Raw genomic sequence first — 23,038 nt, forward strand, 5'->3', positions numbered from 1 at the left:
GAAACCAGTTAGAAAATTCGAATGGATAGACTGATTTGAAGCTGGATCGGCCGGTTAAACAGAAGGGTCAATGACGGGGAAAGGAATTAATAAAATCAAGATGATCAATGTGTTGCATTTTGATGACGGGAGCACATCGCTGTGCTCCCGTCCGGGTCATGATCAGGCACCCGCCCACAACAGGATGGCGAGCAACTGGGGGGAGATGATCCGCAGGAACATCACCAGGGGGTAGACGGTGGCGTACGACAAGGCGCTGGCGCCACTGGTGGGATGCATGCCGTTGGCAAACGCCAGGGCGGGAGGATCCGTCATGGAACCGGCCAGCAATCCGCACAGGGTGAGATAGTTCATCTTGCCATACAGGCGGGCCAGCACACCGACCACCAGCAGCGGGATCAGGGTGATTGCCATACCGTACATCATCCAGGCCGGGCCATCACCGTTGATCAGGGTGTCGATGAAACCGGCACCTGACTTGAAGCCCACCACGGCCAGAAACAGCACTATGCCGATCTCCCGCAGCGCCAGGTTGGCGCTCGGCGGCATGAACCAATAGAGCTTGCCGATGCTGCCGATCCGCGACAGGATCAGCGCCACCACCAGGGGGCCGCCCGCCAGACCCAGCTTGAGTGCCGCCGGGAACCCGGGCAGATAGAAGGGGATGGAGCCGAGCAGCACGCCCAGACCTATGCCAATGAACACCGGCAGCATCTGCACCTGCTGCAGCTTCTGCTGCACGTTGCCCACCACATTGGTCACCGCCTCTATGGCGTCGAGTCGACCCACCAGGTTGAGGATGTCACCAAACTGCAGGCTGGTCTGGCTGGTCGGCACCAGCTCGATGCCGGCCCGGTTGAGGCGCGAGATCACCACATCGTACTTCTGCTTGATGTCGAGATCGCGGATCTTCTTGCCGAGCACCTGCTCGTTGGTCACCACCACCCGCTCCACCCGCAGATCTGTGCCGCGGGTCGAGAGCGAGGTCTCCACCTCCTCCCCCAACACCAGCAACACCTTGTGCAGCGCGTGCCGCTCACCCACCAGGTGCAACAGGTCGCCGAGTTCGATGCGCGAGTCCGGCCGCGGCACCATCAGCTCCTCGCCACGCTTGAGGCGGGAACAGATGACATCGGCTTCGTCCAGGCTCGGGATCTCCCCCAGCATCAGGCCGTGCATGTTGGGGTTGCGCACCGCTATGTTGATGGTCTGCAGGCTCTCCTTGGTCTTGCCGGCCTGTTGCTCGAACTGGGCTGCTTCTTCGTCGATCTTGATGCGAAAAAACATGCGAATGAGCCACATGGTGAGCAGGATGCCACAGATGCCGAACGGATAGGCGACGGCATAGCCCATGCCCATCAAGCCGGTTGAACCGGGCACGGCCCCCAGCTCGGCCAGGATCTGCTGACCCGCACCGAGGGAAGGCGTGTTGGTCACGGCGCCGGAGAAGACCCCCAGGATCACCGGCAGCGGCACGTCAAACAGTTGATGCAGCGCCGCCGCGACCGCGCAGCCAAGCAACACCAGCAGGGCGGCGAAACCGTTCAGCTTGAGGCCGGAACTGCGCAGGGAGGAGAAGAAGCCGGGACCGACCTGGATGCCTATGGTGTAGACAAACAGGATAAGCCCGAACTCCTGAATGAAGTGCAGGGTCTGTTCATCCAATGCGAGACCCGAGAGGCCGGCGAAGTGGCCCACTATGATGCCACCGAACAGCACACCTCCGATCCCCAAGCCAACGCCATAGACTCGCCAGTTTCCCAGCCAGAGCCCCAGCACTGCCACCAGCGACAACATGCTGATGGAAAGCGCGATATCACTCATTTCGTGCATCCTTTGCGAATTGAACTGTCCCTAGCTTGTCAGCAAACGCCGACGCCAACTGTGTGATACCGCACGAATTTATCCTTTTGAGCAGCAATAAATACCAATTAAGGGCTAGTCAGGCGACATAACCATAAATGGCCATAAAGTGACAAACACTGCCGCCCAGTACAAACAGATGCCAGATGGCGTGGTTATAGGGGATGCGCTTGGCCACATAGAAGATGACCCCCAGGCTGTAGATGAGACCACCGAGCCCGAGCAGCAGCAAGCCTTCCCCCTCCAGATGGATGTAAAGCTGATAGATGACCACCAGCGACAACCAGCCCAGCATCAGATAGGTAAACAGCGACAGCTTCTTGAAGCGGTTGATGAAGAGCAGCTTGAACACCACCCCTGCCAGCGCCAGCCCCCAGATCACCACCATCAGCCCCTGGGCCAGCGGGGTATCGAGCGCCACCAGCAGGAAGGGGGTATAGGTACCGGCGATCAGCAGATAGATGGCGCAGTGATCAAACACCTTGCACCAGCGCCTCGCGGCCCCTTCCGCCATGCTGTGATACAGGGTCGAGGCGAGATAGAGCAGCACCAGGCTGCCGCCATAGAGGCTGTAGCTGATGAGCGCCTGGGTGCCCTGCTCCCAGCCCTTGTTCAACAACAGGATCAACCCCAGGATCCCGAACACCAGCCCCAAGCCGTGGCTGAGGCGATTGGCCAACTCCTCGCGGGGAGAATAATCCGTCACACTGCTCATTGCATACTCCTGCCCAAACTGGGCTCACTCTAGCCGCCGTCATTTCAGAGTACAAGTGTTAGCTTAAAGAGGATGGTATCTGATTTGGCCAGCGCTCATGGCTGTCACCCGTTTGCCTTTGGTGTATGCTCTGCGGCCGATGCCCACCTAGCTGCTGCCGCCACGGCTGCTCACCACACAGTGACTCCCTGGCAACCCGGTCTGGAGAACCTGATGAAGTTGACTGAACTGTTTGCACTACCGGATCCGGCCTTCGGCCAGGCCGTGACGGCCCTGCTGGAGACCTTCCACCACTCGGATGACAGTCAGGCCCCCTACCAGCGCGACCACTTCACCCACCAGCTCGATCAATCCTGCATGCCGGCCATCGGCATCTCCATGGATGACTACCTGGCCCGGCTGGCCAGCCTGGTGCCCGGCGCTTCCCATCTCACCTCGCCACGCTACATGGGCCACATGACGGCGCCACTGCCGGCCTTTACCGCCGAGCTGTCGCGCCTGCTGGTGATGCTCAACCAGAATCCGATGAAGATGGAGTCCTCCCGCCTGCTCAGCTTTCTGGAGCGGGAGGTGCTGGCCAAGCTGCACCGCCTCATCTATCGCGCCGACGACGCCTTCTATGACGAGCAGATGCATGCCAAGGATGCCGCCCTCGGCGTCATGACCAGCGGCGGCACCATAGCCAACGTCACCGCCCTCTGGCTGGCGCGCAACCGTGCCTGTGGCGACAACCTGTTCTCCCTCTATGAGCAGGGCTATCGCGGCGCCGTGATCCTGGGCTCGCGCCTGATGCACTACTCCTTCGACAAGGGGATGGATCTGCTGGGGCTAAGCGCGCACAGCGTCTGGCGCCTCGCGACCGACGAGCAGAACCGGCTCGACATGGCGGCGCTGGAGCAGGCACTCATCCAGTGCAAGGAGCAGAAGCTCAAGGTGCTGGCGCTGGTCGGGGTGGCCGGCAGTACCGATTTTGGCTCCATCGATCCCCTGCCCGAGCTGGCGGCCATCGCGGCCCGCGAGCAGATCCACTTCCACGTGGACGCCGCCTGGGGCGGTCCGACCCTGTTTTCGCCCCGCTATCAGGGGCTGCTTGCAGGGATTGAACTGGCCGATACCGTGACCCTGGATGGTCACAAGCAACTGCTGGTGCCGCTCGGTACCGGCATGCTGCTCTGCCGCCAGCCAGATCTCATGATGACGGTCAAGCGGGAGGCACCCTACGCCATCCGTGCCAGCTCCTTTGATCAGGGCCGTTTCACCCTGGAGGGCACCCGCCCCGCCAATGCGCTCTATCTGGATGCGGCCTTCCAGCTGTTTGGCCAGCAGGGCTACGCCCGACTTATCGAGGCCAACTACGACAGAGCCCGCCTGATGGCCGCACTCATCAATGCCGACCCCGCCTTCGAACTGATGTCGGCACCTGTGATGAACCTGCTCTCCTACCGCTGCATTCCCCCTCATCTGCAGGGCAAGGCGCCGGACGAGGCGGCCAACGACCAGATCAACGCATTCAACGTCGCATTGCAGAAGGCTCAGCGGGCCGAGGGGCACAGCTTTGTCTCCCGTACCCAGCGGGCGGTGGGGCGCTATGGCGCCCAGCCGCTCACCCTGCTGCGCGCCGTGCTGCTCAATCCGCTCATCGAAGAGCGGCATATTCGCGAGCTGCTGGCGGACCAAAAGCGGTTGGGTGACCAGATTTCCCGCCGGCTGTTCGGCTAGGCAGGCGACAGGGAACTGGACGCCAAATGGGTGGTCTTATTCATTTGCCGTTATCTACCTTGCAGGTAGACTGGACAAAATTTTGCGGTCTTTTTTGAGGGCTATGAGCCAGACATGAAGCAATTTATTGAATTTATTCCACTTATCGTTTTCTTTGCGGTCTACAAGTTCTATGACATCTACACGGCCACCGGCGCCCTTGTCGTCGTGACCGGTCTGCAGCTCATCTACAGCTGGGTGCGTTATCGCAAGGTCGAGAAGATGCAGCTGTTTACCTTCCTGCTGGTCGGTTTCTTCGGCGGCCTCACCGTCTTCTTCCACGACGACACCTTCATCAAGTGGAAAGTCACAGTGATCAATGTGCTGTTCGCACTGGGCCTGCTCATCAGCCGCTACGGCTTTGGCAAGAACCTGATCAAGCAGATGCTGGGCAAGGAGCTGCAGGCGCCTGATGCCATCTGGGATAGAGTCAATCTGGCCTGGGTCGGCTTCTTTACCGCCTGTGGCCTGCTCAACCTCTACGTGGCCTTCAACCTGCCGCAGGAGATGTGGGTCAACTTCAAGGTGTTCGGCTTGCTTGGCATGACGCTGGTGTTTACCCTGCTGAGCGGTGTCTATCTCTACCGCCACCTGCCCGCCGAGCAGAAAGGCGAGCTGAAAAAATAACCGCCATCAGAAAAGGATCCTCTCATGTGGTATCTCATCTACGCCGAAGATGTTCCCAACAGTCTGCCGCTGCGCAAGCAGGTGCGCCCAGCTCATCTGGCCAGGCTGCAGGCCTTGCAGGATGAAGGCCGGCTGCTGACCGCCGGTCCCAACCCGGCCATCGATGCCGACGATCCCGCCGATGCGGGCTTCACCGGCAGCACAGTCATCGCCGAGTTTGCCAGTCAGGCCGATGCCAAGGCCTGGGCCGATGCCGACCCCTATGTGGCGGCCGGTGTCTACGCCAGGGTGACCATCAAGCCGTTCAAGAAAGTGTTCTGACAAAACGCCATACCCAAGATGCAAAGAGGCCGGACGCTGGTGTGCAACCAGGTCCGGCCTCTTTCTATTGCGCGCTATCACCAACGGGCTCACGCCATGGCCACAAACCAGGGGTTGAGGATATCCGGCTTGTTGTAGACCAGGGGTGACCCATCGAGCTGGGTCACGCTGCCTCCGGCCCCTTCCAGCACCGCCTGCGCCGCAGCGGTATCCCATTCGCAGGTGGGGGCGAGGCGCGGATAGAGCTCGGCGCCCCCTTCGGCAATGATGCAAAACTTGAGAGAGCTGCCCATGGAGACCAGCTCAATCTCGCCCCGCGCTATGTCGCCAAAGCGCCCCAGGTAATCCAGGGTGGCCTGGGACAGGTGATTGCGGCTGCCCACCACCCGCCAGGGCACCCCTTCCTGATGAGGTCGGGTCTGGATGGCTTCACGCTTGCCATCGGCCACACGCCAGGCCCCGACCTCCCTGCCGCCATACCAGAGCCGGTCCAGTACGGGGGCATAGACCAGACCCCACAGCGGCTTGCCATCCTCGATCAGCGCGATATTGACGGTGAACTCGCCGTTGCGGGAGACAAACTCCTTGGTGCCGTCGAGCGGGTCCACCAGCCAGTAGCGTGACCAGCCATGGCGCAACCCCATCACCTCGGGACCGGACTCCTCCGACAGCACAGGAATATCGGGGGTGAGCCCTGCCAACGCCTGCACTATCACCTCGTGCGCCCCCTGATCGGCTGCGGTCAACGGGCTCTCGTCACCCTTGTACTCCACCGTAAAGGGCTGACTGTAGATGGCCATGATGGTGTCACCGGCTGCGCGGGCTATGGGCTCCAGCTCGGAGATTGCGGGAAAAAACATAGAAAAGACATCCTGGTCAAATGGTTAGCACAGTGTACCCATTTTGAATGAGGGAGGCTTATAGCCGTTTGCTCTGACTTATAAAGTGTCATAAATGACAGACAAAAAGTGGCGTAACTCGGCTAATTCTCAATAGCTATTCCACACAACACAAGGACGTGAAACCATGAACTACAAGACCCTGACCGCCACCCTGCTGCTGAGCTGCCTGCCCCTGTTGAGCCAGCCTCTGCTGGCCGCCGACAAGCCGGCTGCCAAGCCAGCCACCACAGTCACCACCGCGAAGGAGAGCGGCAAGGTGAACCTGAATACGGCGAATATCAATGAGTTAACTGCCCTCAAGGGGATCGGCGAGAAGAAGGCCCAGGCCATCATCGACTTTCGCGAGAAGCAGGGCAAGTTCACCACGGTCGAACAACTTGCCGATGTCAGTGGCATAGGGCCGGCAACTTTGGAAGCAAATCGGGACATGATCATCGTCAAGTAACCGCTTTGGACCTCCCCATCATGAGGGCAGCCTGTGGCTGCCCTATTTTTCTTCGGGTATCATGGGCCCACTTTGTATCCGTTGGAACTCATCCATGAAAAATAGTCCTTTTGTTGTACGCAAGGCCGTTCTTCCTGTCGCCGGTTTGGGCACCCGCATGCTGCCTGCCACCAAGGCCATCCCGAAAGAGATGCTGCCAGTGGTCGACAAGCCGCTGATCCAGTATGTGGTGCGCGAAGCCATCGCCGCCGGCATCAAGGAGATCATCCTGGTGACGCACTCGAGCAAGAACTCCATCGAGAACCACTTCGACAAGAGCTTCGAGCTGGAAGCCACCCTGGAAAAGCGGGTCAAGCGGCAGCTGCTGGAAGAGGTACAACACATCTGCCCCAAAGACGTCACCATAATGCACGTCCGTCAGGGCGAAGCCAAAGGCCTGGGTCATGCCGTGCTCTGTGCCCGCCCGCTGATCGGCGACAACCCGTTTGCGGTCCTGCTGCCTGACGTACTGATCGATGAAGTGGCCAGCAACCTCAAGCAGGACAACCTGGCCGAGATGGTGCACATGTTCGAAGAGGATCACATCAGCCAGATCATGGTGGAAGCCGTCCCCGAGAGCGAAGTGGATAAATACGGCATCGCCGACATCAAGGGCGAGGCCCTGAGCGAAGGCATGTCCCTGCCGATGCAGGCCATCGTCGAGAAGCCGCCCCGTGACGAAGCCCCTTCCAACCTGGCCGTGGTCGGCCGTTACGTGCTCTCCTCCAACATCTGGCCGCTGCTGGAGAAGACGCCGGCCGGTGCCGGCGACGAGATCCAGCTGACCGACGCCATCGCCATGCTGATGGAGCAGGAGCAGGTCAACGCCTACTTCATGAAGGGTCGCAGTCACGACTGCGGCAGCAAGATGGGTTATATGAAAGCCAACGTGGAATATGCCGTGCGCCACCCGGAACTGAACGGTGAATTCATTGCGTGGCTGAAACAGTTCGTCAAACAGTTGTAATAGCTGAATATTTAACCTGTTAATAGAATTATATACTGGGCATCATTCGATGCCCTTTTTCATTTTATAAACAAATATTCAACCATTGATAGATAAAATATCGCTAAATCATAATATTGTAATTTAATCACGCTTGTTCTATAAGGATTAAGGCTTGTTCCTAGCCCTTGCATAAAATTCCTAAAAAAATATAAGACACAGGTGGAAGTTCCAATGAATAATCCGTCCAAAGGGACCTTTTTAGGTCACCCTAAAGGGCTTTTTTTGCTCTTTAGTACCGAACTGTGGGAGAGATTCTCCTATTACGGCATGCGTGCCGTGCTCGTCCTCTATCTGACTGACATGACTGCCAACGGCGGCATGGGCTGGACTCAGGCCGACGCCCTCAAGCTGTACGGCATCTATACCGGTCTGGTCTACATCACCCCCATCATAGGTGGCTGGCTGGCGGATACCTTCCTCGGCCAACGCCGTGCGATCCTGATCGGTGCCATCTTCATGGCCGCGGGTCAATTCACCCTGGCCCTGCCGCACGCCATGTTCCCGGAGATGGTCAACAACGTCTTCTACGCGGGCCTGGCCCTGTTGATCCTGGGTAACGGTCTGTTCAAACCGAACATCTCCACCATGGTGGGTGACCTGTACAAGGAAGGTGACCACCGTCGTGACGGTGCCTTCACCATCTTCTACATGGGCATCAACCTGGGCTCCCTGCTGGCCGGCGTGATCTGTGGCGCCGCCGCGACTGCCTACGGCTGGCAAGCCGCCTTCGTCAGCGCCGGTATCGGCATGCTGCTCTCCCTGGTGGTGCAGGCCACCATGGCCCAGCGTTTCCTGGGTGACATAGGTCGTGTACCGGCCGCCCAGCGCGCCGCCGAGCAACGCTCCAAGGAGCAGAAGGCGCCGCTGACCAAGCAGGAAGTGGATCGCATCAAGGTCATCTTGGTACTGGGTCTGTTCACCATCATCTTCTGGGCTGGCTTCGAGCAGGCCGGTGGTCTGATGAACCTGTACGCGCAGGAATATACCGACCGCATGATCGGCAGCTTCGAAGTGCCGACCGCCTGGTTCCAGTCCCTGAACCCCTTCTTCATCATCACGCTCGCCCCCATAGTCGCGGCCATCTGGATCAAGCTCGGCAGCAAAGAGCCGAACTCCCCGGTGAAGTTCGCCATGGGTCTGCTGTTCCTGGCCGTGGGCTTCCTGTTCATGATCGGTGCCGTGCTGGAGCAGGGTGGCGATCAGGCCGTCAAGACCTCCATGTTCTGGCTGGTCGGTGCCTATCTGTTCCACACCCTGGGTGAGCTCTGCCTCTCTCCGATCGGTCTCTCCATGGTGACCAAGCTGGCTCCGCTGCGTCTGGCCTCCCTGATGATGGGTGCCTGGTTCGGCTTCGTTGCCCTGGCCAACTACATCGCCGGCTTCGTCGGTTCCTTCGTCGGCGAGTCCGGTGCCATCGCCATCTTCGGCGGCATCGCCATCGCCGCCGTGATCAGCGCCCTGATCCTGCTGACCATGGCCAACCGCCTGGTCTACTGGATGCACGGTGCCGAAGGTCCGGCCAAAGAGCCGGAAGAGCACGACAAGAAACTGCAGTCTGCCACCGTCTAACCGGTTCGGATTGTGATGAACAAACAGGGCGCCCGATGGGCGCCCTGTTTGTTTCTGTCTGTGGCGGATCTGCCTCAGTGGTGGCGTACCTGCACATGGAGGGCGCTGCCGCTGTCGCTGCGAAACTGCAGGTCAAACGGCTCATGCCAGCTGCGCTTGTGCAGCGCGTAGTGGCTGCTGCGCAGCAAACCGAGCGGCAGGCCGCCGGAGCGCATCAACCAGTGCGGTGAGGTGAGCCCGGCATTGGCAAACACCAGACCATCTTCCTGATCGAACAGCAGGGCGGCCATGGCGAAGGAGTGGCGCAGGCCGGATTCGATGAGCTGCAGGTTGAGGTAGTCGAGCAGCCGGTGCGGCTGGGTCAGCAGCAGGCTCTCCTTGTGCTGAAACTGGCGATAGGGAGCATTCATCAGGGAGCGCACCAGGGCGCCGCAGAAGGCGGCATCCACCCCGAGGACCGGCAGTTCCATCACCAGCACCAGCAGCTTGTCGTCCAGCTTGAAGGTGTCCGGAATGAACAGGTTGCCCATCCCCTCGAACGTCACCTGCCAGGGGCCCCACTCCTGCAAGCCGGGTGGCCTCAACCAGGCCAGCAGACGGGTGGCCGCCTTGTCGTGATCGCGAAAGAAGTCGATGTGATCCATCAACTCCAGTTGCTGCCCGTGACCATAGTTGGCCGCCAGACACTGATCTATGCTGTGGCGCACCTGACCGAAGTCCGAGACTGGCTTGATCAGAAAATCGCAGGCACCGGCGCGCAACGCCCGCTCGACCGCCTCCATCTTGCTCTGCCCGGAGATGACGATGACGGGGATATGGGGATAGCGGGCAGACAGGCAGGCGATGACCTCATGCCCATCCATGTTGGGCATGTTCAGGTCGCACAGCACTATATCGGGGTGGTAGAGCGCGGCGGCAGAGAGGCCTTCAATCCCGTCCTCGGCCTGAAACACGCACGCCCCGTCATGCTCGAGATAAGTTACCAGCGAGTGGCGAAAAACCGCTTCATCTTCCACCACCAGGATCCGTAGTCCGGCTTTTGACATCTTGACAAAGCTCTTATTAGTCAATTAGTTATTTGAGTATTAAGCCTAGACCATAAGGGGCGGGCTTGACCAATCAGATGATTGCATAATCGTAATGGCGGGTATGCCATATGGCTATCCTTGCAGCCAACCGTTTGAAAAAGAGCGAGTAATGCCGCCCGCTCGGCGCAATGACCCCGGCGAGCATGCTGGTCTTTTGGCCAGCCAGCAACCCCAAAAAAGGCACCATGCCAGTACGCATGCCCGGCTCATTTCACGCACGCTATTGCCACCAGGGTGGAACCAAACCTCATTCCCGCCCCACAAACAGGCCTGCCGGCCCTCTGCCCGAGCGGCACGAATTGTATGAGACCCCGCCATGGGGGATAATGCCCTCCACTCCAGATCGTGAAGAGCACCATGACACCAGCCGAATACAGCGCCCTCGCCCATCCCAGATTGTCCCATCCGGCTCGCAGCCTCTATACCCTGCAGCTGCGCAGACTGGTGCAGGAAAATCAGCTGGCCCGGCTCAACTATCCCGAACTTGGGCGAGCCTTGGCGGTGGTCGATCCCGGCGATCCCAGCGGCTTCTGTTTTCAGGTCAACGCCCGCCAGCTGACCGAGCTGTTCGACGAGCTGATGGAGGCCGGGCTGCTGCAGGTCGAGGCGCAGGCCGACAGTGAGCACTACCATCAGTGCCCGTTCCTGCTGCCGCTGCTGACCCAGAAGGTGCGCAGTCCGCTGCCGGAGCGCCCCTTCCAGATGCACCTGCAGTGGCGCCCGGATGAGGAGCTGCCCGCCCTCGCCCGCCTGTGCGGGGTGATCGATGCCAGCTACAACGAAGAGGATCTGGGGGAGTTCATCGCCTACTGGCTGGGCCGCCCCGAGGTGTTCGACTCCCAGCATCAGTGGATGCTCAAGTTCATTCGTGCGCTCAAGACCCGCCGCTACGTCCGTCGCCAGCCGATGGAAGCGAAAGGTTACCAGCAGGTCACGTCAGCCCCTGCAGACTCAGGCCCGAGCAAGCGGGCGCAGCAGATGATAGAAGAGGCCAAACGGCTGGCCCAAGTACAGACCCAGGAACAGGCGCCGCAGCAGGAACCGGATAATGATTGATAGCGGCCCCCGCCTGCAGGCAAAATCAGTGCCTTGTCCCCCCATCCCTGACCCAGCAGAAGGAGCATTCCATGACTGACCCGCAAGATCCCCTGCGCCAGGAGCTGGAAGAGATCGAAGCCAAGCGCAAAAGAATCGCCAAGGCCAAACAGGACCACAGGGTGCACGACACCGAACTGAGCCAGCACGTAGGCGGCCTGCTTGAACGCATTCGCCGCCTGCAGGCCCAGACAGGTGGCAGCCAGTACGACTACGAGACCCTGCGCAAGGAGTACGACGCCAAGGCCAACGCCGAGGTGCGCGAGCTGCAGAAGGCGGCCCGCCAGGAGCGGATCCAGAAGCTGATCGCCCAGGCCGACCTCAACCCGGACTGGGTATTCGAGAAGATGGATGCCACCGATCCGGCGCTGCAATACCCCATGGAGACGGCTCGCTACTTCATCAGCGGCTTCGAGCACTGGGAGAAAAGCGGCGGCGGCTGCATGCTGATCTATGGCGACTACGGCACCGGCAAGTCCACCCTGGCGGGCGCCGTGGCCCACGAGCTGATCGAACGTCACCAGAAATCGGTGATCTTCCAGCAGTGGGCCTCCATAGTGGACCGCCTCTTCTTCAACGTGATCCAGGATCAAGAGGAGCGCAACCAGTACCGCCGCGCACTGGAAGAGGTCGACCTGCTGATCATCGACGAGGTGTCGGCCAACCGCGCCAAGATGGCGGAGAGCCAGTCCAGCTTCCTCGGCCACCTGCTGCGCCGCCGGCGCAACCTGTCGAAAAGCGTCATCATCATCACCAACCACAGCCCGCAGAGCCTGCATCAGGCCATCGGCGACTTCAGCTTCGAGGCGATCAAGGCGTTCAATCCGGTGGATATCCACCTGAGCGGCCCCAGCCGTCGCCCCAACATAGGCCACTACAACGGCTGATCCTGCGAGCCCGGGCCACCCGCCCGCGGCTCGCCGCATTTCCCCTGCTCACCCCTTTCAAATAAAAACAACTCTCATTTACAGCGCTGCGCCAACCCTCTAGGCTACCCCTTTCATCACAGGGAGCAGCACAATGCCAACCACACTCATCTTCGGAGCCAGCCGCGGGCTGGGCCGCGCCTTCACCGAACACGCCCTGCGCCAGGGCCACAGGGTCGTGGCCCTGGTCCGTAACCCGGAGATGGCCGCCGAGCTGCGCGCATTGGGAGTCGAGGTGGTTGAGGGAGACGCCCTCGACCATCAGGCCGTCGCGCAGGCTTGCTCACTCGCAGGTGACGAGGCCGGGGTGATCTCGACCCTCGGCAGCTTCCGCCAGCCGACCCCTGTCGATTATCAAGGCAACCGCCAGGTGATCGATCAGATGGAGCTGGCCGGGCTCAAACGTCTGCTGCTGGTCACCTCGCTGGGTTGCGGCGACAGCTGGCAATACCTGCCCGAACGGGCCAGGGCCGCCTTCGGTCACGAGGTACGCTTGAAGAGCCTGGCGGAGAGCTGGCTGCAGACCAGCGCGCTGACCTGGACCATAGTTCGCCCGGCCGGCTTGCAGGATGGCGAGGCCACAGGGCTGGCCGTGTTGAGTCAGGGGAGCGAGGTGCACGGTCTGGTGCACCGCGCCGATGTGGCGGAGCATGGATTGCAGCTGCTGAACGATGAGCGGGCAGTGGGGCAGATCTACGCCATCGGCGATCCCACCCTCAGCCGGGGGTGAGCAATCCGGATAACAAAACGGTCAGCCCCCGGGCTGACCGTTTTATTGTCTGATATCGTCTAGCTGGCAGAGGGACCAGGCTCAGTTGCCGTCTCCGCAGCCACTTCGCCCGACGCGGCAGCCTCGTCCACAAGCGACCGCTGGCGCCAGCGCAGCAGCAGGCAAGCCAGAGCGCCGTAAAGCAGTGCCAGCCCCCACAACTGCCACCAGTAGCGGGAAACCTGGGCAAACTCGGCCCCCATCTGGTTGAGGCGCAAGAAGCCCTCGATGGCCGGGGTGCTCGGCACCCACTGGGCCAGCCAGTTGAGGGGGGTCGGGATCAGCTCCAGCGGCCAGATGAAGCCTGCCAGGAAGACCAGCGGCATGGAGGAGAGCAATACCACCTGGGTCGGCAGATCCCGGCGGGTAAACAGGGCCCCCAGCACTATGCCAAGCCAGGTGGTTGCCAGCAGGAACGGCAGGGTGAACAGCCACAGCTCGGCCGGCTCGGCGGTGCGCACTATGTTGTAGTGATCGAAACAGAAGCCGAAGAAGTAGGTCACCGGCAGCACGAACAGCCCGCCCACCACCAGGGTTCTGGCCAGCAGCAGGGCAAGCACGGGGGCGCTCTGCCAATAGCCAGACTCCCCGCGACCGCTGCGCTGATTCTGGGTTGCCCCCAGGATCCCGGTGCCCATCAGCAGCACCTGATGCAGGATCAGCACGAACACGGCGGGCACCACGTAGTTCACATAGCCCATGGTGGGGTTGAACACCGGCAGCACATTGAGCCCGACCGAGTTCCAGCCCATGGCCGCCTGCGGCAGCGCATCGCCCTGACTGAGCAGACGCGTGACCTTGATCTGGGCCGCCAGGCTGCCACCCGCCAGGGCCAGCCCCTCGGCTATGGTGCCGTAGACCAGGAAGTAGGAGGCATCGCCGGCATAGCTCAGGGTAACGCTCCTGCCCTGCATCAGATCCCGGTAGAAGTGACGGGGAATGTGCAGTATGCCGCTCCCCTTCCCCGCCATCAGCAGCTGGCGCGCCTCTTCCAGGCTGTTGGCCCGTGCCACCAGTTTCACCTGCGGGGTGGCATCGGCCATGAACTCCAGCTGACGGGAGAGCTGACTGCCATCCTCATTGACCACCACCACAGGCTCTTCCCTTGGCAGTTGCTGCAGGTAGGGCTGCGGGTAGAGGAAGGAGTAGAAGAAGACACCACCAAACAGGGTCAGCATGATGGCCCGATCGGCCAGCAGGGTACGCAGCTCCAGCCGCAGCAGATCCCAAAAACCTAGCATGACATCCACTCCTTCCACTGCCCGGCAGCAGAGCACGGTTCGAGCCGTATCAACCCCCAAAAACCTAACATTAGGCAGGCTCCTTATCGGCAGCTTGGCGCGCCAGCTCGGCCTGCTGCTGGTAACGACGAACAACCAGCAACAGGGGCAGCAGGAACAGCAGCAAGGCGCCGAGCTGGGGCAGGGCCGCAGCGAACGGCTGGCCGTAGTTGGTCTGCCCTATCTGCAGCTCCACATAGTGGGAGATGGGCAGCAGGCTGCGCCAGAACTGGGCGAAGTCCCCCATGGCGCTGACCGGAAAGGTCACGCCCATGAAGGCAAAGCCCGGTGCCGTATAGGCGCCCGCCAGCGACAGGGCGCGGGCCGGATCCCGGATGACACCGTAGAAGAAGGCCCCCATGCTGACGCAGGCGGCCGAAGCCAGCCCCAGTCCCAGTGTCAGCACCAGCCAGCTGCCCTGCATCGGATAGCCAAACGCCTTGAACAGCATCAGGCTCCACGCCAGACCCCAGGCCCACCCAATCAGCACATGGGGCAGCAAAGTGCGCCAGAGGCCGAACCAGACCCCTTGGCTGGTCCAGTCCAGCCCCAGCCGATCGGTACGGGCCAGGGCGTTGATCCCATAGAGCACCACCAGGATCTGCCACACCGCCGGCAACAGGGCACTCAGCAGGAACTGGGCATAGCTGGAGTTGATGTTGTAGAGCGCCGTCACCTGATTGCTGATGGGCACGGATTGCCCCAGGGCGCCGGACATGACCTTGCCATCGGCCATGGCGGCCAGTACGCCCACCTGGCCGTTGAGGGTCCCCACCACCTGGGACAAGGCCGAGTTGACCAGCTTGGCGATCAGGATGAACTGGCTGTTGTTGAACACAGTCACCTTGGGCTGGGTACCCTGACGGGCATCCCGCTCCAGATGGTGAGGGATCACCACCAGGGCATAGATGTCTCCCCCGCGCAGAGCGCGTGCCCCCTCGTCGATGGAATCGAACTGGCCGGCAAGGCGCAGGCCGGCTGAACCGTCCAGCGAGAACGCCAGCTGACGGGAGAGGACGCTCTGATCCAGATCCACCAGACCGACGTTGAGATCCCGGGCCAGCCCGGCCGAGAAGATCCAGCAGAGGGTCCCCATCAACAACAAGGGAACCCAGCTCATCAGGGCACGACCGAACGGATCCTGCCACAACAGCCGCCATTCGCGTCTCATCAAAGTTCGACCAGCACACTCATGCCGACTCGCAGACCGTCAACCGGTTGCAAGGGGCGCGCCTCCACCTGGAAGCTCTTCATGTCGAAGCCCTGACGGGTATCCGTGGCACGCCAGGTGGCAAAATCCCCCATCACGGCCACGTGGGTCACCTTGAAGCGCACCGTCTGCTCACCCAGGCCCGGAATGGTGGCATCGAACTCAGTGCCCAGCGCGAAGCGGGGCAGCAGATCTTCGCGCACATGGAACTGGGCCCAGGCATCCTGCATGTCGAGCAGGGTCACCACAGGGAAGCCCTGTGGCGCCAGCTCACCGCTGCGCAGCAGCACCTGGGACACCTCCCCCGCGTGCGGGCTGGCGATGCGGGTATCGGCCAGATAGGCCTCCACTTCCGCCACCGAGCCCGCCGCCATGTTGGCCTGCTCCCGTGCCGCCACCTTGGTCTCTTCCCGCGCCCCTTCCAGGGTCATCTGATATTGCTGCCAGGCCATGCCTTCGCTGTACTTGGCTGCCTGCCAGGCGGTCCAGGCCTCATCCCGTTTCTGCAACGGCATCACGCCATCCCGGTGCAGGCTGGCGATGCGCTCATAGGTCTTGGCCCGCAGCAGGGCTGCCGCCTTGGCCTTTTGCCACTGATCCTTGGCACCCGCGATCTGCTGGGCACGCGCGCCCTTCTCTGCTTCCTCGGCCATGGCCCCGGCCGCAGCCTGACCCGCCTTGGCCTGGCTCAGCTTGGCCTCGATCTCGGGACTGGCCAGGGTGAACACCAGCTGATCCCGGGCCAGCTGGTCGCCCTTCTTCACCAGCACCTCGTCGATGCGGCCCGCCACCTTGGAGGAGACCGAATATTGCTGCGCCTCAACCTGGCCCTGCAAGCGCACCGGCTCGGGCTGATAGGCGAGCCAGAAACGCCAGCCCAGCCAGATCACCAGCAGGACCAGCGCCAGTGGCAGCAGCAACGGCTTGGCCTGGCTCATCTTCTTCTTGATGGGGGGATGACTCATGCATTCACCTCGACAAACGGGCGACCCTTGGCGGTCGAAACAGACATGGAAAACGGGACAGACAGGGCCGCGATCATGAATTCACCTCGATCGCCTGACCATGCTGATATTGATTGAAACTGTTCATCTGACCGGAGAGTGCCAACAGGCGCGCCAGCGAGATCACATATTGATAGGCGGCAGCGGCACGCTGGGTCTTGACCCCGGCCAGCTGGTTCTGGGCATCCACCACATCCAGCGAGGTGGAGAGCCCCTGCCCGAATGCCTTGTCCCGCAGCAGCACGTTCTCCTCGGCCAGCGCCTGAGTGGAGGAGAGAGACTGGTACTCTTCCAGCCCCTGCGCCGCCTCGCGCCAGGTCTTCTCGACCAGCAGCTCCAGATCCTCGCGGGTCTTGGCCTGCAGCAGATTGACCTGCAGCTCGGCGCTCTTGGCCGCTTGTACCGTCTCGGAGCGGCCGTCGCGGCTCACCAGCGGCATGCTGACGCCGACCCCGACCACCCAGTCAGGGGTGATCTTCGCGGCCAGGGTATCTCGTTCGTAGAGGTTGTAGTTGCCGAACATGAAGAGCTCGGGTGCATATTTGCCCTTCTCGGCCCGGATCATCGCCTTCGCCTGCTCACGCTTGGCGATCAGCATCTTGAGACCCGGGTGCACCGTCAGCGTATCCTCGACGAAGGCCGCCAAGGGGGGCACATCGTCATTGATGAACAGCTGGGTAGCCGGTTCGGCTCCCTTGAGCTTGATCATGCGATCCAGCGCCAGCTCGGCGATCTCTAGGCTGCGGCGGGACTTCTGGGTATCGATGCGCGCCCTGTCATAGGCAGACTGGGCCGACAGCCGCTCGACCTTGGCGATCTGGCCCTGAGCTTCCAGCTTCCTGGCATGATCCAGATGGCGGGCCAGCCCCTGCTCTATCTCCTGCTTGGTCTGCACCACCTGCGCCGCCAGCACCACGCCGAAATAGGTCTGGGACAGGCTCTCGAAGCTGGCTTGCTGCTTGATGGCCAGCAACTCCTTGGCTTCATCCACCTGTGCGGACCGAATATCCTGCATCGCATCGATCCGCCCTCCGACAAACAGGGGCCAGAGCATTCTGACCGAACTGGTGACGCGATTCTGCTCGGTCAGCGACGAAGCCAGCCATTTGGAGTCGATCCCCATCTGCCCCAGAATGGCGCCCAATGCGGGAGAGTTTTCCAGCTTGTCGTCCAGCCCCATCAGATCCGGCTTGGAAATGCGCGCATAATCCGCCCCCAGACTGATGTCGGGCAGATACATGGCCTTGGCCGCCTCGCGCAACTGTTGCGCCCGATCCACACCGGCCTGTTCCGCCGCCAGCCCGTCATCCTGCTGGATGACCCGGCTCCAGGCCTCGCCGAAGCTGACGGTCTGCGCCTGGGCAGAACCCAGCACGGCACCCAGCAGACACGGGTAGAGAGATTTGATGAACCTTGACGTCATACATCCCCAATCTGTTTGTAATAAAATTGTTTGGAGCCTTTGCTCGATTCAAGCTCGCTATCATAGCGCAAACCCCAACCGGATGGGGACAGGCAAATCGTCGAGTCCCTCGCTCATTTGGCCCCGTAAACTCACCCCGACAATATGCCTGATTTTCAAGCACTCCTGAATTTGCAAGCCTTGGCACGACGTTTTTTTCAGAAAAAAATGGCTGACGCTCAAATACTAACCTTTTCTCCTGACTAAAAAATGCGTAATATACGCCGCCCTAAGCCGATGGTAACCGTGGAATGCAGATAGGTCCCCACACGCTTGAAACTCCCTTGATTGTGGCTCCCATGGCCGGTGTAACAGACCGACCATTTCGTGAACTTTGTTTGCGATTGGGCGCTGGCATGGCCGTTTCCGAGATGCTGCTGGCCAACCCGGATGTCTGGGATACCCAGAAAACCAGGATGAGAATGGATCACTCTGCAGAAGGTGGCTTGCGATCGGTCCAGATTGCCGGAGCCGACCCCGAGATGATGGCGTTTGCCGCCCGCTACAACGTGGAGCAGGGCGCTCAGATCGTCGACATCAACATGGGTTGTCCAGCAAAAAAAGTGAACAAGAAGTTGGCAGGTTCCGCCCTGCTGCGTCATCCCGATCTGGTCAGAACCATCTGCCGGGCCGTGGTGGATGCAGTCAAGGTGCCTGTTACCTTGAAGATCCGCACAGGATGGGATCCGGATAACCGCAATGGCGAGGAGATCGCCCGAATCGCCGAAGATTGCGGTATCGCGGCCCTCGCCGTGCATGGTCGTACCCGTGCCTGCCTCTACCGGGGTCACGCTGAGTACGACACGATTAAGGCGATTAAGCAGGCCGTATCGATTCCTGTTGTCGCCAATGGCGACATAGACAGCCCGGAGAAAGCCCGGTATGTCCTCGACTATACCGGCGTTGATGCCGTGATGATCGGCCGTGCAGCGCAAGGACGACCCTGGATTTTCCGGGAAATCCGTTATTTTCTTGAAACGGGTACCAAGCTGCCGCCTCCTGAAAGGGAAGAGGTTCGCACCCTGATGAACGAGCATGTAACCAACCTGCACCAGTTTTATGGTGCATATCTGGGAGCGCGCATTGCCCGTAAACACGTGGGCTGGTATCTGGATGAAGAAGAGACGGGCCGAGAATTCCGTAAGCACTTCAATGCCCTGGATTGTGCAGACGCACAACTAGAGGCACTCGAAGCGTATTTCGATGGATTAGGTTAACGCATAACTAAAGAGCCGACCGAATATGTTCGAACAAACCCTGACTTCTGATGCATTGGTAACAACTACTCACAATCACGCTGCCGAGCCGACCCAGCGCCCCCTGCGTGACTCTGTGCAACAGGCCCTGCGTAACTACCTGGCCCAGTTGAACGGTCAGGAAGTGATTGATCTGTACGATATGGTCCTCTCCGAAGTCGAAGCTCCCATGCTGGACGTGATCATGCAATACACCCGCGGTAACCAAACCCGCGCCGCTGTGATGATGGGCATCAACCGTGGCACCCTGCGCAAGAAACTCAAGCGCTACGGCATGAACTGATCTCGATCAGACCTGCTGCAGTGCAGACGAAGGCGTATTCCAGCGATGGGATACGCCTTTTTCTATACCCAATTGTCTCTAATGGCAAGGTCTCACTCCGTGGCCAGCTTGATGCCCAGCCCCACGAACAGCCCCCCCATCGAGCGGTTGAGCCAAAGGCCCAGCGGGGCCGGCAAACGTACCTTGCGACTTGCATAGGCGGTAAAAAACGCCAGCAGGTGGCACCAGATCATGCCGTTGAAATTGAAGATGCAGCCCAGCAGGATGAAGGCCAGCGCCTTCTGCGGCGCATCGGGGGCGATGAACTGGGGCACGAAGGCGAGGAAGAAGAGCGCTACCTTGGGATTGAGCACATTGGTCAGCAATCCCTGCCGATAGATCCGGCCATAAGAGAGCACAGGCAACGCCACAGCCGCGTTGGTGGCAGGAGGAGCCTTGGTCATGGAAAGCCCCAGGTAGACCAGATAGAGCGCCCCCATCAACTTGATGACGGCGAACAGCTCGGCCGAAGCACTCAGCACAGCCGACAACCCCAGTGCCGCCGCCAGCACATGCACCATGGTGCCCGTCCCAATCCCCAGCGCCGCCACTGAACCCGCCCGCCAACCCTGAGAGCCGCTGCGCAGCATGATGAGCAGGGAATCCGGCCCGGGCATCATGTTCAACAGCAAACCAGATACGATAAACAACGCCAGATCGTGGATCCCCAACATACACGGCTCCTTGCTCGTGAAAGAGACAGTCTATGGATCCCGTATCTCTTGTCATCCCCCATCGCAACAATAGTGATTATCAACGAAGGGAATAGCAGAAAAGCCTGGTGCACATTAGTCCGAGTTGGAACCCATGGTTGAGAGGGTATTGAGCAGAGCCCACATCCTGGCTTTCGTTAGCGCCAGCAAGCGACATGGACGGGGATATATCACGCTGGATGGCGCAGCCATCCGGAACAATGCGGGGGAGAAATGAACAGCTGAGGGGGCAAAAAGGAAAGCATCACCTGGCTATTGCAACCCGGCGCTTGAATATCAGGCAATAAAAAAGCCCGCTCAAATGAGCGGGCTTTCAATGTTGGGTGCCTGGCAGTGTCCTACTCTCGCATGGCGAATGCCACACTACCATCGGCGCTACCGCGTTTCACTTCTGAGTTCGGCATGGGATCAGGTGGTTCCACGGCGCTATGGCCGCCAGGCAAAATCTTCAATCCAGAAAGCTGACGTGAATAACGACTGATGCCTTGGGCTTCGTCGCTATCACTGAATTAGGTAAGTAGTTCATGCACTTGCTACAAGTCTCAGAACACTTCTTGGGTGTTGTATGGTTAAGCCTCACGGGTAATTAGTATGGGTTAGCTCAACACGTCGCCGCGCTTACACACCCCACCTATCAACGTTGTGGTCTCCAACGGCCCTTTAGGACCCTCAAGGGGTCAGGGATGACTCATCTCAGGGCTCGCTTCCCGCTTAGATGCTTTCAGCGGTTATCGATTCCGAACTTAGCTACCGGGCAGTGCCACTGGCGTGACAACCCGAACACCAGAGGTTCGTTCACTCCGGTCCTCTCGTACTAGGAGCAACTCCCTTCAATCATCCAACGCCCACGGCAGATAGGGACCGAACTGTCTCACGACGTTCTGAACCCAGCTCGCGTACCACTTTAAATGGCGAACAGCCATACCCTTGGGACCGACTTCAGCCCCAGGATGTGATGAGCCGACATCGAGGTGCCAAACACCGCCGTCGATATGAACTCTTGGGCGGTATCAGCCTGTTATCCCCGGAGTACCTTTTATCCGTTGAGCGATGGCCCTTCCATTCAGAACCACCGGATCACTATGACCTACTTTCGTACCTGCTCGACCTGTCCGTCTCGCAGTTAAGCTGGCTTATGCCATTGCACTAACCTCCTGATGTCCGACCAGGATTAGCCAACCTTCGTGCTCCTCCGTTACTCTTTGGGAGGAGACCGCCCCAGTCAAACTACCCACCAGGCACTGTCCGCGATCCCGATTCAGGGACCTGCGTTAGAACATCAAACATACAAGGGTGGTATTTCAAGGACGGCTCCAGCGCAACTGGCGTCACGCCTTCAAAGCCTCCCACCTATCCTACACATGTAGGTTCAATGTTCAGTGCCAAGCTGTAGTAAAGGTTCACGGGGTCTTTCCGTCTAGCCGCGGGTACACCGCATCTTCACGGCGAATTCGATTTCACTGAGTCTCGGGTGGAGACAGCATGGCCATGGTTACACCATTCGTGCAGGTCGGAACTTACCCGACAAGGAATTTCGCTACCTTAGGACCGTTATAGTTACGGCCGCCGTTTACCGGGGCTTCGATCAAGAGCTTCGCTTGCGCTAACCCCATCAATTAACCTTCCGGCACCGGGCAGGTGTCACACCCTATACGTCCACTTTCGTGTTTGCAGAGTGCTGTGTTTTTGATAAACAGTCCCAGCCATCTGGTCACTGCGACTCCCAACTGCTCCATCCGCAAGGGACTTCACTGTCAAGAGCGAACCTTCTCCCGAAGTTACGGTTCTATTTTGCCTAGTTCCTTCACCCGAGTTCTCTCAAGCGCCTTGGTATTCTCTACCCGACCACCTGTGTCGGTTTGGGGTACGATGACTTGTAATCTGAAGCTTAGAGGCTTTTCCTGGAAGCAGGGCATCAATGGCTTCACCACCGTAGTGGCTTCGTCTCGTGTCTCAGTGTTGTGTCTCCGGATTTGCCTAGAAACACCACCTACGCACTTTCACCAGGACAACCGTCGCCTGGCCCACCTAGCCTTCTCCGTCCCCCCATCGCAATTACAAGTCGTGCAGGAATATTAACCTGCTTCCCATCGATTACGCCTTTCGGCCTCACCTTAGGGGTCGACTCACCCTGCCCCGATTAACGTTGGACAGGAACCCTTGGTCTTCCGGCGAGGAGGCTTTTCACCCCCTTTATCGTTACTTACGTCAGCATTCGCACTTCTGATATCTCCAGCATACCTCTCGATACACCTTCGCAGACTTACAGAACGCTCCCCTACCACTCACACATAAGTGTGAATCCGCGGCTTCGGTGCCTGGTTTGAGCCCCGTTACATCTTCCGCGCAGGCCGACTCGACTAGTGAGCTATTACGCTTTCTTTAAATGATGGCTGCTTCTAAGCCAACATCCTAGCTGTCTGAGCCTTCCCACATCGTTTCCCACTTAACCAGAACTTTGGGACCTTAGCCGGCGGTCTGGGTTGTTTCCCTCTTCACGACGGACGTTAGCACCCGCCGTGTGTCTCCCGGATATTACTTACTGGTATTCGGAGTTTGCATGGAGTTGGTAAGTCGGGATGACCCCCTAGTCCAAACAGTGCTCTACCCCCAGTAGTATTCGTCCGAGGCGCTACCTAAATAGCTTTCGGGGAGAACCAGCTAT

General features: G+C 59.9%; 21 protein-coding genes and 2 rRNA genes (1 of these 23 only partly in view). 11 read left to right on the forward strand and 12 right to left on the reverse strand.

The window, feature by feature from the left end:
- Window positions 1-162 precede the first annotated feature (162 nt).
- Window positions 163-1,824: a putative transporter gene (locus IU367_RS17395; protein WP_098982529.1), complete on the reverse strand. Its 1,662-nt coding sequence runs from the start codon at window positions 1,822-1,824 to the stop codon at window positions 163-165.
- 118 nt (window positions 1,825-1,942) lie between these two features.
- Window positions 1,943-2,578, reverse strand: coding sequence for a PAQR family membrane homeostasis protein TrhA (gene trhA, locus IU367_RS17400; RefSeq protein WP_043135324.1), 636 nt, complete (start codon window positions 2,576-2,578; stop codon window positions 1,943-1,945).
- 213 nt (window positions 2,579-2,791) lie between these two features.
- Here trhA and IU367_RS17405 point away from each other — a divergent pair, with 213 nt between their 5' ends.
- From IU367_RS17405 to IU367_RS17415, 3 genes are all read left to right on the forward strand, one after another.
- Window positions 2,792-4,297: a pyridoxal-dependent decarboxylase gene (locus IU367_RS17405; RefSeq protein WP_274452565.1), complete on the forward strand. Its 1,506-nt coding sequence runs from the start codon at window positions 2,792-2,794 to the stop codon at window positions 4,295-4,297.
- 114 nt (window positions 4,298-4,411) lie between these two features.
- Window positions 4,412-4,963 carry a septation protein A gene (locus tag IU367_RS17410; protein WP_042866146.1) on the forward strand — a complete coding sequence of 184 codons (552 nt, stop codon included), beginning with the start codon at window positions 4,412-4,414 and terminating at the stop codon, window positions 4,961-4,963.
- Window positions 4,964-4,987: 24 nt separating this feature from the next.
- Entirely contained in the window at window positions 4,988-5,284 is a 297-nt protein-coding gene (locus IU367_RS17415) for a YciI family protein (protein ID WP_043135321.1), read from the forward strand.
- Window positions 5,285-5,373: 89 nt separating this feature from the next.
- Here IU367_RS17415 and cysQ read toward each other — a convergent pair whose 3' ends face one another.
- On the reverse strand, window positions 5,374-6,144 hold the full coding sequence (gene cysQ, locus IU367_RS17420; protein WP_274452566.1) for a 3'(2'),5'-bisphosphate nucleotidase CysQ: 771 nt from the start codon (window positions 6,142-6,144) through the stop codon (window positions 5,374-5,376).
- Window positions 6,145-6,310: 166 nt separating this feature from the next.
- Here cysQ and IU367_RS17425 point away from each other — a divergent pair, with 166 nt between their 5' ends.
- From IU367_RS17425 to IU367_RS17435, 3 genes are all read left to right on the forward strand, one after another.
- Entirely contained in the window at window positions 6,311-6,631 is a 321-nt protein-coding gene (locus IU367_RS17425) for a ComEA family DNA-binding protein (RefSeq protein WP_241281079.1), read from the forward strand.
- Window positions 6,632-6,725: 94 nt separating this feature from the next.
- Complete coding sequence (gene galU / locus IU367_RS17430) at window positions 6,726-7,637, forward strand: UTP--glucose-1-phosphate uridylyltransferase GalU (RefSeq protein ID WP_241281080.1); 912 nt, start codon at window positions 6,726-6,728, stop codon at window positions 7,635-7,637.
- Between the two features lie 213 nt (window positions 7,638-7,850).
- On the forward strand, window positions 7,851-9,248 hold the full coding sequence (locus tag IU367_RS17435; RefSeq protein ID WP_042866150.1) for a peptide MFS transporter: 1,398 nt from the start codon (window positions 7,851-7,853) through the stop codon (window positions 9,246-9,248).
- A 74-nt stretch (window positions 9,249-9,322) separates the two neighbouring features.
- On the opposite strand, the gene IU367_RS17440 is transcribed toward IU367_RS17435, so the two are convergent.
- Both IU367_RS17440 and IU367_RS17445 read right to left on the reverse strand, forming a co-directional pair.
- Window positions 9,323-10,294: a response regulator gene (locus IU367_RS17440; protein WP_274452568.1), complete on the reverse strand. Its 972-nt coding sequence runs from the start codon at window positions 10,292-10,294 to the stop codon at window positions 9,323-9,325.
- A 73-nt stretch (window positions 10,295-10,367) separates the two neighbouring features.
- Entirely contained in the window at window positions 10,368-10,535 is a 168-nt protein-coding gene (locus IU367_RS17445; RefSeq protein ID WP_274452569.1) for a hypothetical protein, read from the reverse strand.
- A 158-nt stretch (window positions 10,536-10,693) separates the two neighbouring features.
- Between IU367_RS17445 and IU367_RS17450 the strand changes: the two genes are divergently transcribed.
- The 3 genes from IU367_RS17450 to IU367_RS17460 all read left to right on the forward strand — a co-directional run bounded on the left by IU367_RS17450 (window position 10,694) and on the right by IU367_RS17460 (window position 13,087).
- Window positions 10,694-11,392: a DnaT-like ssDNA-binding domain-containing protein gene (locus IU367_RS17450; RefSeq protein ID WP_274452570.1), complete on the forward strand. Its 699-nt coding sequence runs from the start codon at window positions 10,694-10,696 to the stop codon at window positions 11,390-11,392.
- Between the two features lie 71 nt (window positions 11,393-11,463).
- Complete coding sequence (locus tag IU367_RS17455; RefSeq protein WP_042866153.1) at window positions 11,464-12,318, forward strand: DnaA ATPase domain-containing protein; 855 nt, start codon at window positions 11,464-11,466, stop codon at window positions 12,316-12,318.
- A 133-nt stretch (window positions 12,319-12,451) separates the two neighbouring features.
- Window positions 12,452-13,087, forward strand: a complete 636-nt coding sequence (locus IU367_RS17460; protein WP_098982515.1) for an SDR family oxidoreductase — start codon at window positions 12,452-12,454, stop codon at window positions 13,085-13,087.
- Between the two features lie 59 nt (window positions 13,088-13,146).
- Here the strand turns inward: IU367_RS17460 and IU367_RS17465 are convergent, their stop codons facing one another.
- The 4 genes from IU367_RS17465 to IU367_RS17480 all read right to left on the reverse strand — a co-directional run bounded on the left by IU367_RS17465 (window position 13,147) and on the right by IU367_RS17480 (window position 18,043).
- Window positions 13,147-14,367 carry an ABC transporter permease gene (locus IU367_RS17465; protein WP_274452571.1) on the reverse strand — a complete coding sequence of 407 codons (1,221 nt, stop codon included), beginning with the start codon at window positions 14,365-14,367 and terminating at the stop codon, window positions 13,147-13,149.
- Window positions 14,368-14,437: 70 nt separating this feature from the next.
- A complete protein-coding gene (locus IU367_RS17470) occupies window positions 14,438-15,577 on the reverse strand; it encodes an ABC transporter permease (RefSeq protein WP_274452572.1) in 1,140 nt (379 codons plus the stop codon).
- Complete coding sequence (locus IU367_RS17475) at window positions 15,577-16,581, reverse strand: HlyD family secretion protein (RefSeq protein WP_084213951.1); 1,005 nt, start codon at window positions 16,579-16,581, stop codon at window positions 15,577-15,579. Before IU367_RS17475 ends, IU367_RS17470 begins: the two co-directional genes overlap by 1 nt.
- 73 nt (window positions 16,582-16,654) lie before the next feature.
- Window positions 16,655-18,043, reverse strand: a complete 1,389-nt coding sequence (locus IU367_RS17480) for a TolC family protein (protein ID WP_270802424.1) — start codon at window positions 18,041-18,043, stop codon at window positions 16,655-16,657.
- A 290-nt stretch (window positions 18,044-18,333) separates the two neighbouring features.
- Between IU367_RS17480 and dusB the strand changes: the two genes are divergently transcribed.
- Together dusB and fis are read left to right on the forward strand one after the other, a co-directional pair.
- Window positions 18,334-19,299 (forward strand): tRNA dihydrouridine synthase DusB, encoded by a 966-nt coding sequence (gene dusB, locus IU367_RS17485; protein ID WP_274452573.1) that lies wholly within the window; start codon window positions 18,334-18,336, stop codon window positions 19,297-19,299.
- Between the two features lie 25 nt (window positions 19,300-19,324).
- A complete protein-coding gene (fis, locus tag IU367_RS17490) occupies window positions 19,325-19,621 on the forward strand; it encodes a DNA-binding transcriptional regulator Fis (protein WP_005309538.1) in 297 nt (98 codons plus the stop codon).
- 92 nt (window positions 19,622-19,713) lie between these two features.
- On the opposite strand, the gene IU367_RS17495 is transcribed toward fis, so the two are convergent.
- The 3 genes from IU367_RS17495 to IU367_RS17505 all read right to left on the reverse strand — a co-directional run.
- Window positions 19,714-20,334: a LysE family translocator gene (locus IU367_RS17495; protein ID WP_274452574.1), complete on the reverse strand. Its 621-nt coding sequence runs from the start codon at window positions 20,332-20,334 to the stop codon at window positions 19,714-19,716.
- Window positions 20,335-20,698: 364 nt separating this feature from the next.
- Window positions 20,699-20,813, reverse strand: a 5S ribosomal RNA gene (gene rrf, locus IU367_RS17500).
- A gap of 125 nt (window positions 20,814-20,938) precedes the next feature.
- A 23S ribosomal RNA gene (locus tag IU367_RS17505) occupies window positions 20,939-23,038 on the reverse strand (it continues 790 nt past the right edge of the window).

This window comes from Aeromonas bestiarum, from assembly GCF_028751155.1.
GTDB classification, from domain to species: domain Bacteria; phylum Pseudomonadota; class Gammaproteobacteria; order Enterobacterales; family Aeromonadaceae; genus Aeromonas; species Aeromonas bestiarum.

Excerpts from the sequence above, each read along its gene's own strand:
- IU367_RS17450 (WP_274452570.1), top strand. The coding sequence starts at position 10,694 with ATGACACCAGCCGAATACAGCGCCCTCGCCCATCCCAGATTGTCCCAT.
- IU367_RS17440 (WP_274452568.1), bottom strand. The coding sequence starts at position 10,294 with ATGTCAAAAGCCGGACTACGGATCCTGGTGGTGGAAGATGAAGCGGTT.
- cysQ (WP_274452566.1), bottom strand. The coding sequence starts at position 6,144 with ATGTTTTTTCCCGCAATCTCCGAGCTGGAGCCCATAGCCCGCGCAGCC.
- galU (WP_241281080.1), top strand. The coding sequence starts at position 6,726 with ATGAAAAATAGTCCTTTTGTTGTACGCAAGGCCGTTCTTCCTGTCGCC.
- IU367_RS17465 (WP_274452571.1), bottom strand. The coding sequence starts at position 14,367 with ATGCTAGGTTTTTGGGATCTGCTGCGGCTGGAGCTGCGTACCCTGCTG.
- IU367_RS17480 (WP_270802424.1), bottom strand. The coding sequence starts at position 18,043 with ATGACGTCAAGGTTCATCAAATCTCTCTACCCGTGTCTGCTGGGTGCC.
- trhA (WP_043135324.1), bottom strand. The coding sequence starts at position 2,578 with ATGAGCAGTGTGACGGATTATTCTCCCCGCGAGGAGTTGGCCAATCGC.
- IU367_RS17495 (WP_274452574.1), bottom strand. The coding sequence starts at position 20,334 with ATGTTGGGGATCCACGATCTGGCGTTGTTTATCGTATCTGGTTTGCTG.
- IU367_RS17395 (WP_098982529.1), bottom strand. The coding sequence starts at position 1,824 with ATGAGTGATATCGCGCTTTCCATCAGCATGTTGTCGCTGGTGGCAGTG.
- IU367_RS17445 (WP_274452569.1), bottom strand. The coding sequence starts at position 10,535 with ATGCGTACTGGCATGGTGCCTTTTTTGGGGTTGCTGGCTGGCCAAAAG.
- IU367_RS17475 (WP_084213951.1), bottom strand. The coding sequence starts at position 16,581 with ATGAGTCATCCCCCCATCAAGAAGAAGATGAGCCAGGCCAAGCCGTTG.
- dusB (WP_274452573.1), top strand. The coding sequence starts at position 18,334 with ATGCAGATAGGTCCCCACACGCTTGAAACTCCCTTGATTGTGGCTCCC.
- IU367_RS17455 (WP_042866153.1), top strand. The coding sequence starts at position 11,464 with ATGACTGACCCGCAAGATCCCCTGCGCCAGGAGCTGGAAGAGATCGAA.
- IU367_RS17425 (WP_241281079.1), top strand. The coding sequence starts at position 6,311 with ATGAACTACAAGACCCTGACCGCCACCCTGCTGCTGAGCTGCCTGCCC.
- IU367_RS17460 (WP_098982515.1), top strand. The coding sequence starts at position 12,452 with ATGCCAACCACACTCATCTTCGGAGCCAGCCGCGGGCTGGGCCGCGCC.
- IU367_RS17435 (WP_042866150.1), top strand. The coding sequence starts at position 7,851 with ATGAATAATCCGTCCAAAGGGACCTTTTTAGGTCACCCTAAAGGGCTT.
- fis (WP_005309538.1), top strand. The coding sequence starts at position 19,325 with ATGTTCGAACAAACCCTGACTTCTGATGCATTGGTAACAACTACTCAC.
- IU367_RS17470 (WP_274452572.1), bottom strand. The coding sequence starts at position 15,577 with ATGAGACGCGAATGGCGGCTGTTGTGGCAGGATCCGTTCGGTCGTGCC.
- IU367_RS17410 (WP_042866146.1), top strand. The coding sequence starts at position 4,412 with ATGAAGCAATTTATTGAATTTATTCCACTTATCGTTTTCTTTGCGGTC.
- IU367_RS17415 (WP_043135321.1), top strand. The coding sequence starts at position 4,988 with ATGTGGTATCTCATCTACGCCGAAGATGTTCCCAACAGTCTGCCGCTG.
- IU367_RS17405 (WP_274452565.1), top strand. The coding sequence starts at position 2,792 with ATGAAGTTGACTGAACTGTTTGCACTACCGGATCCGGCCTTCGGCCAG.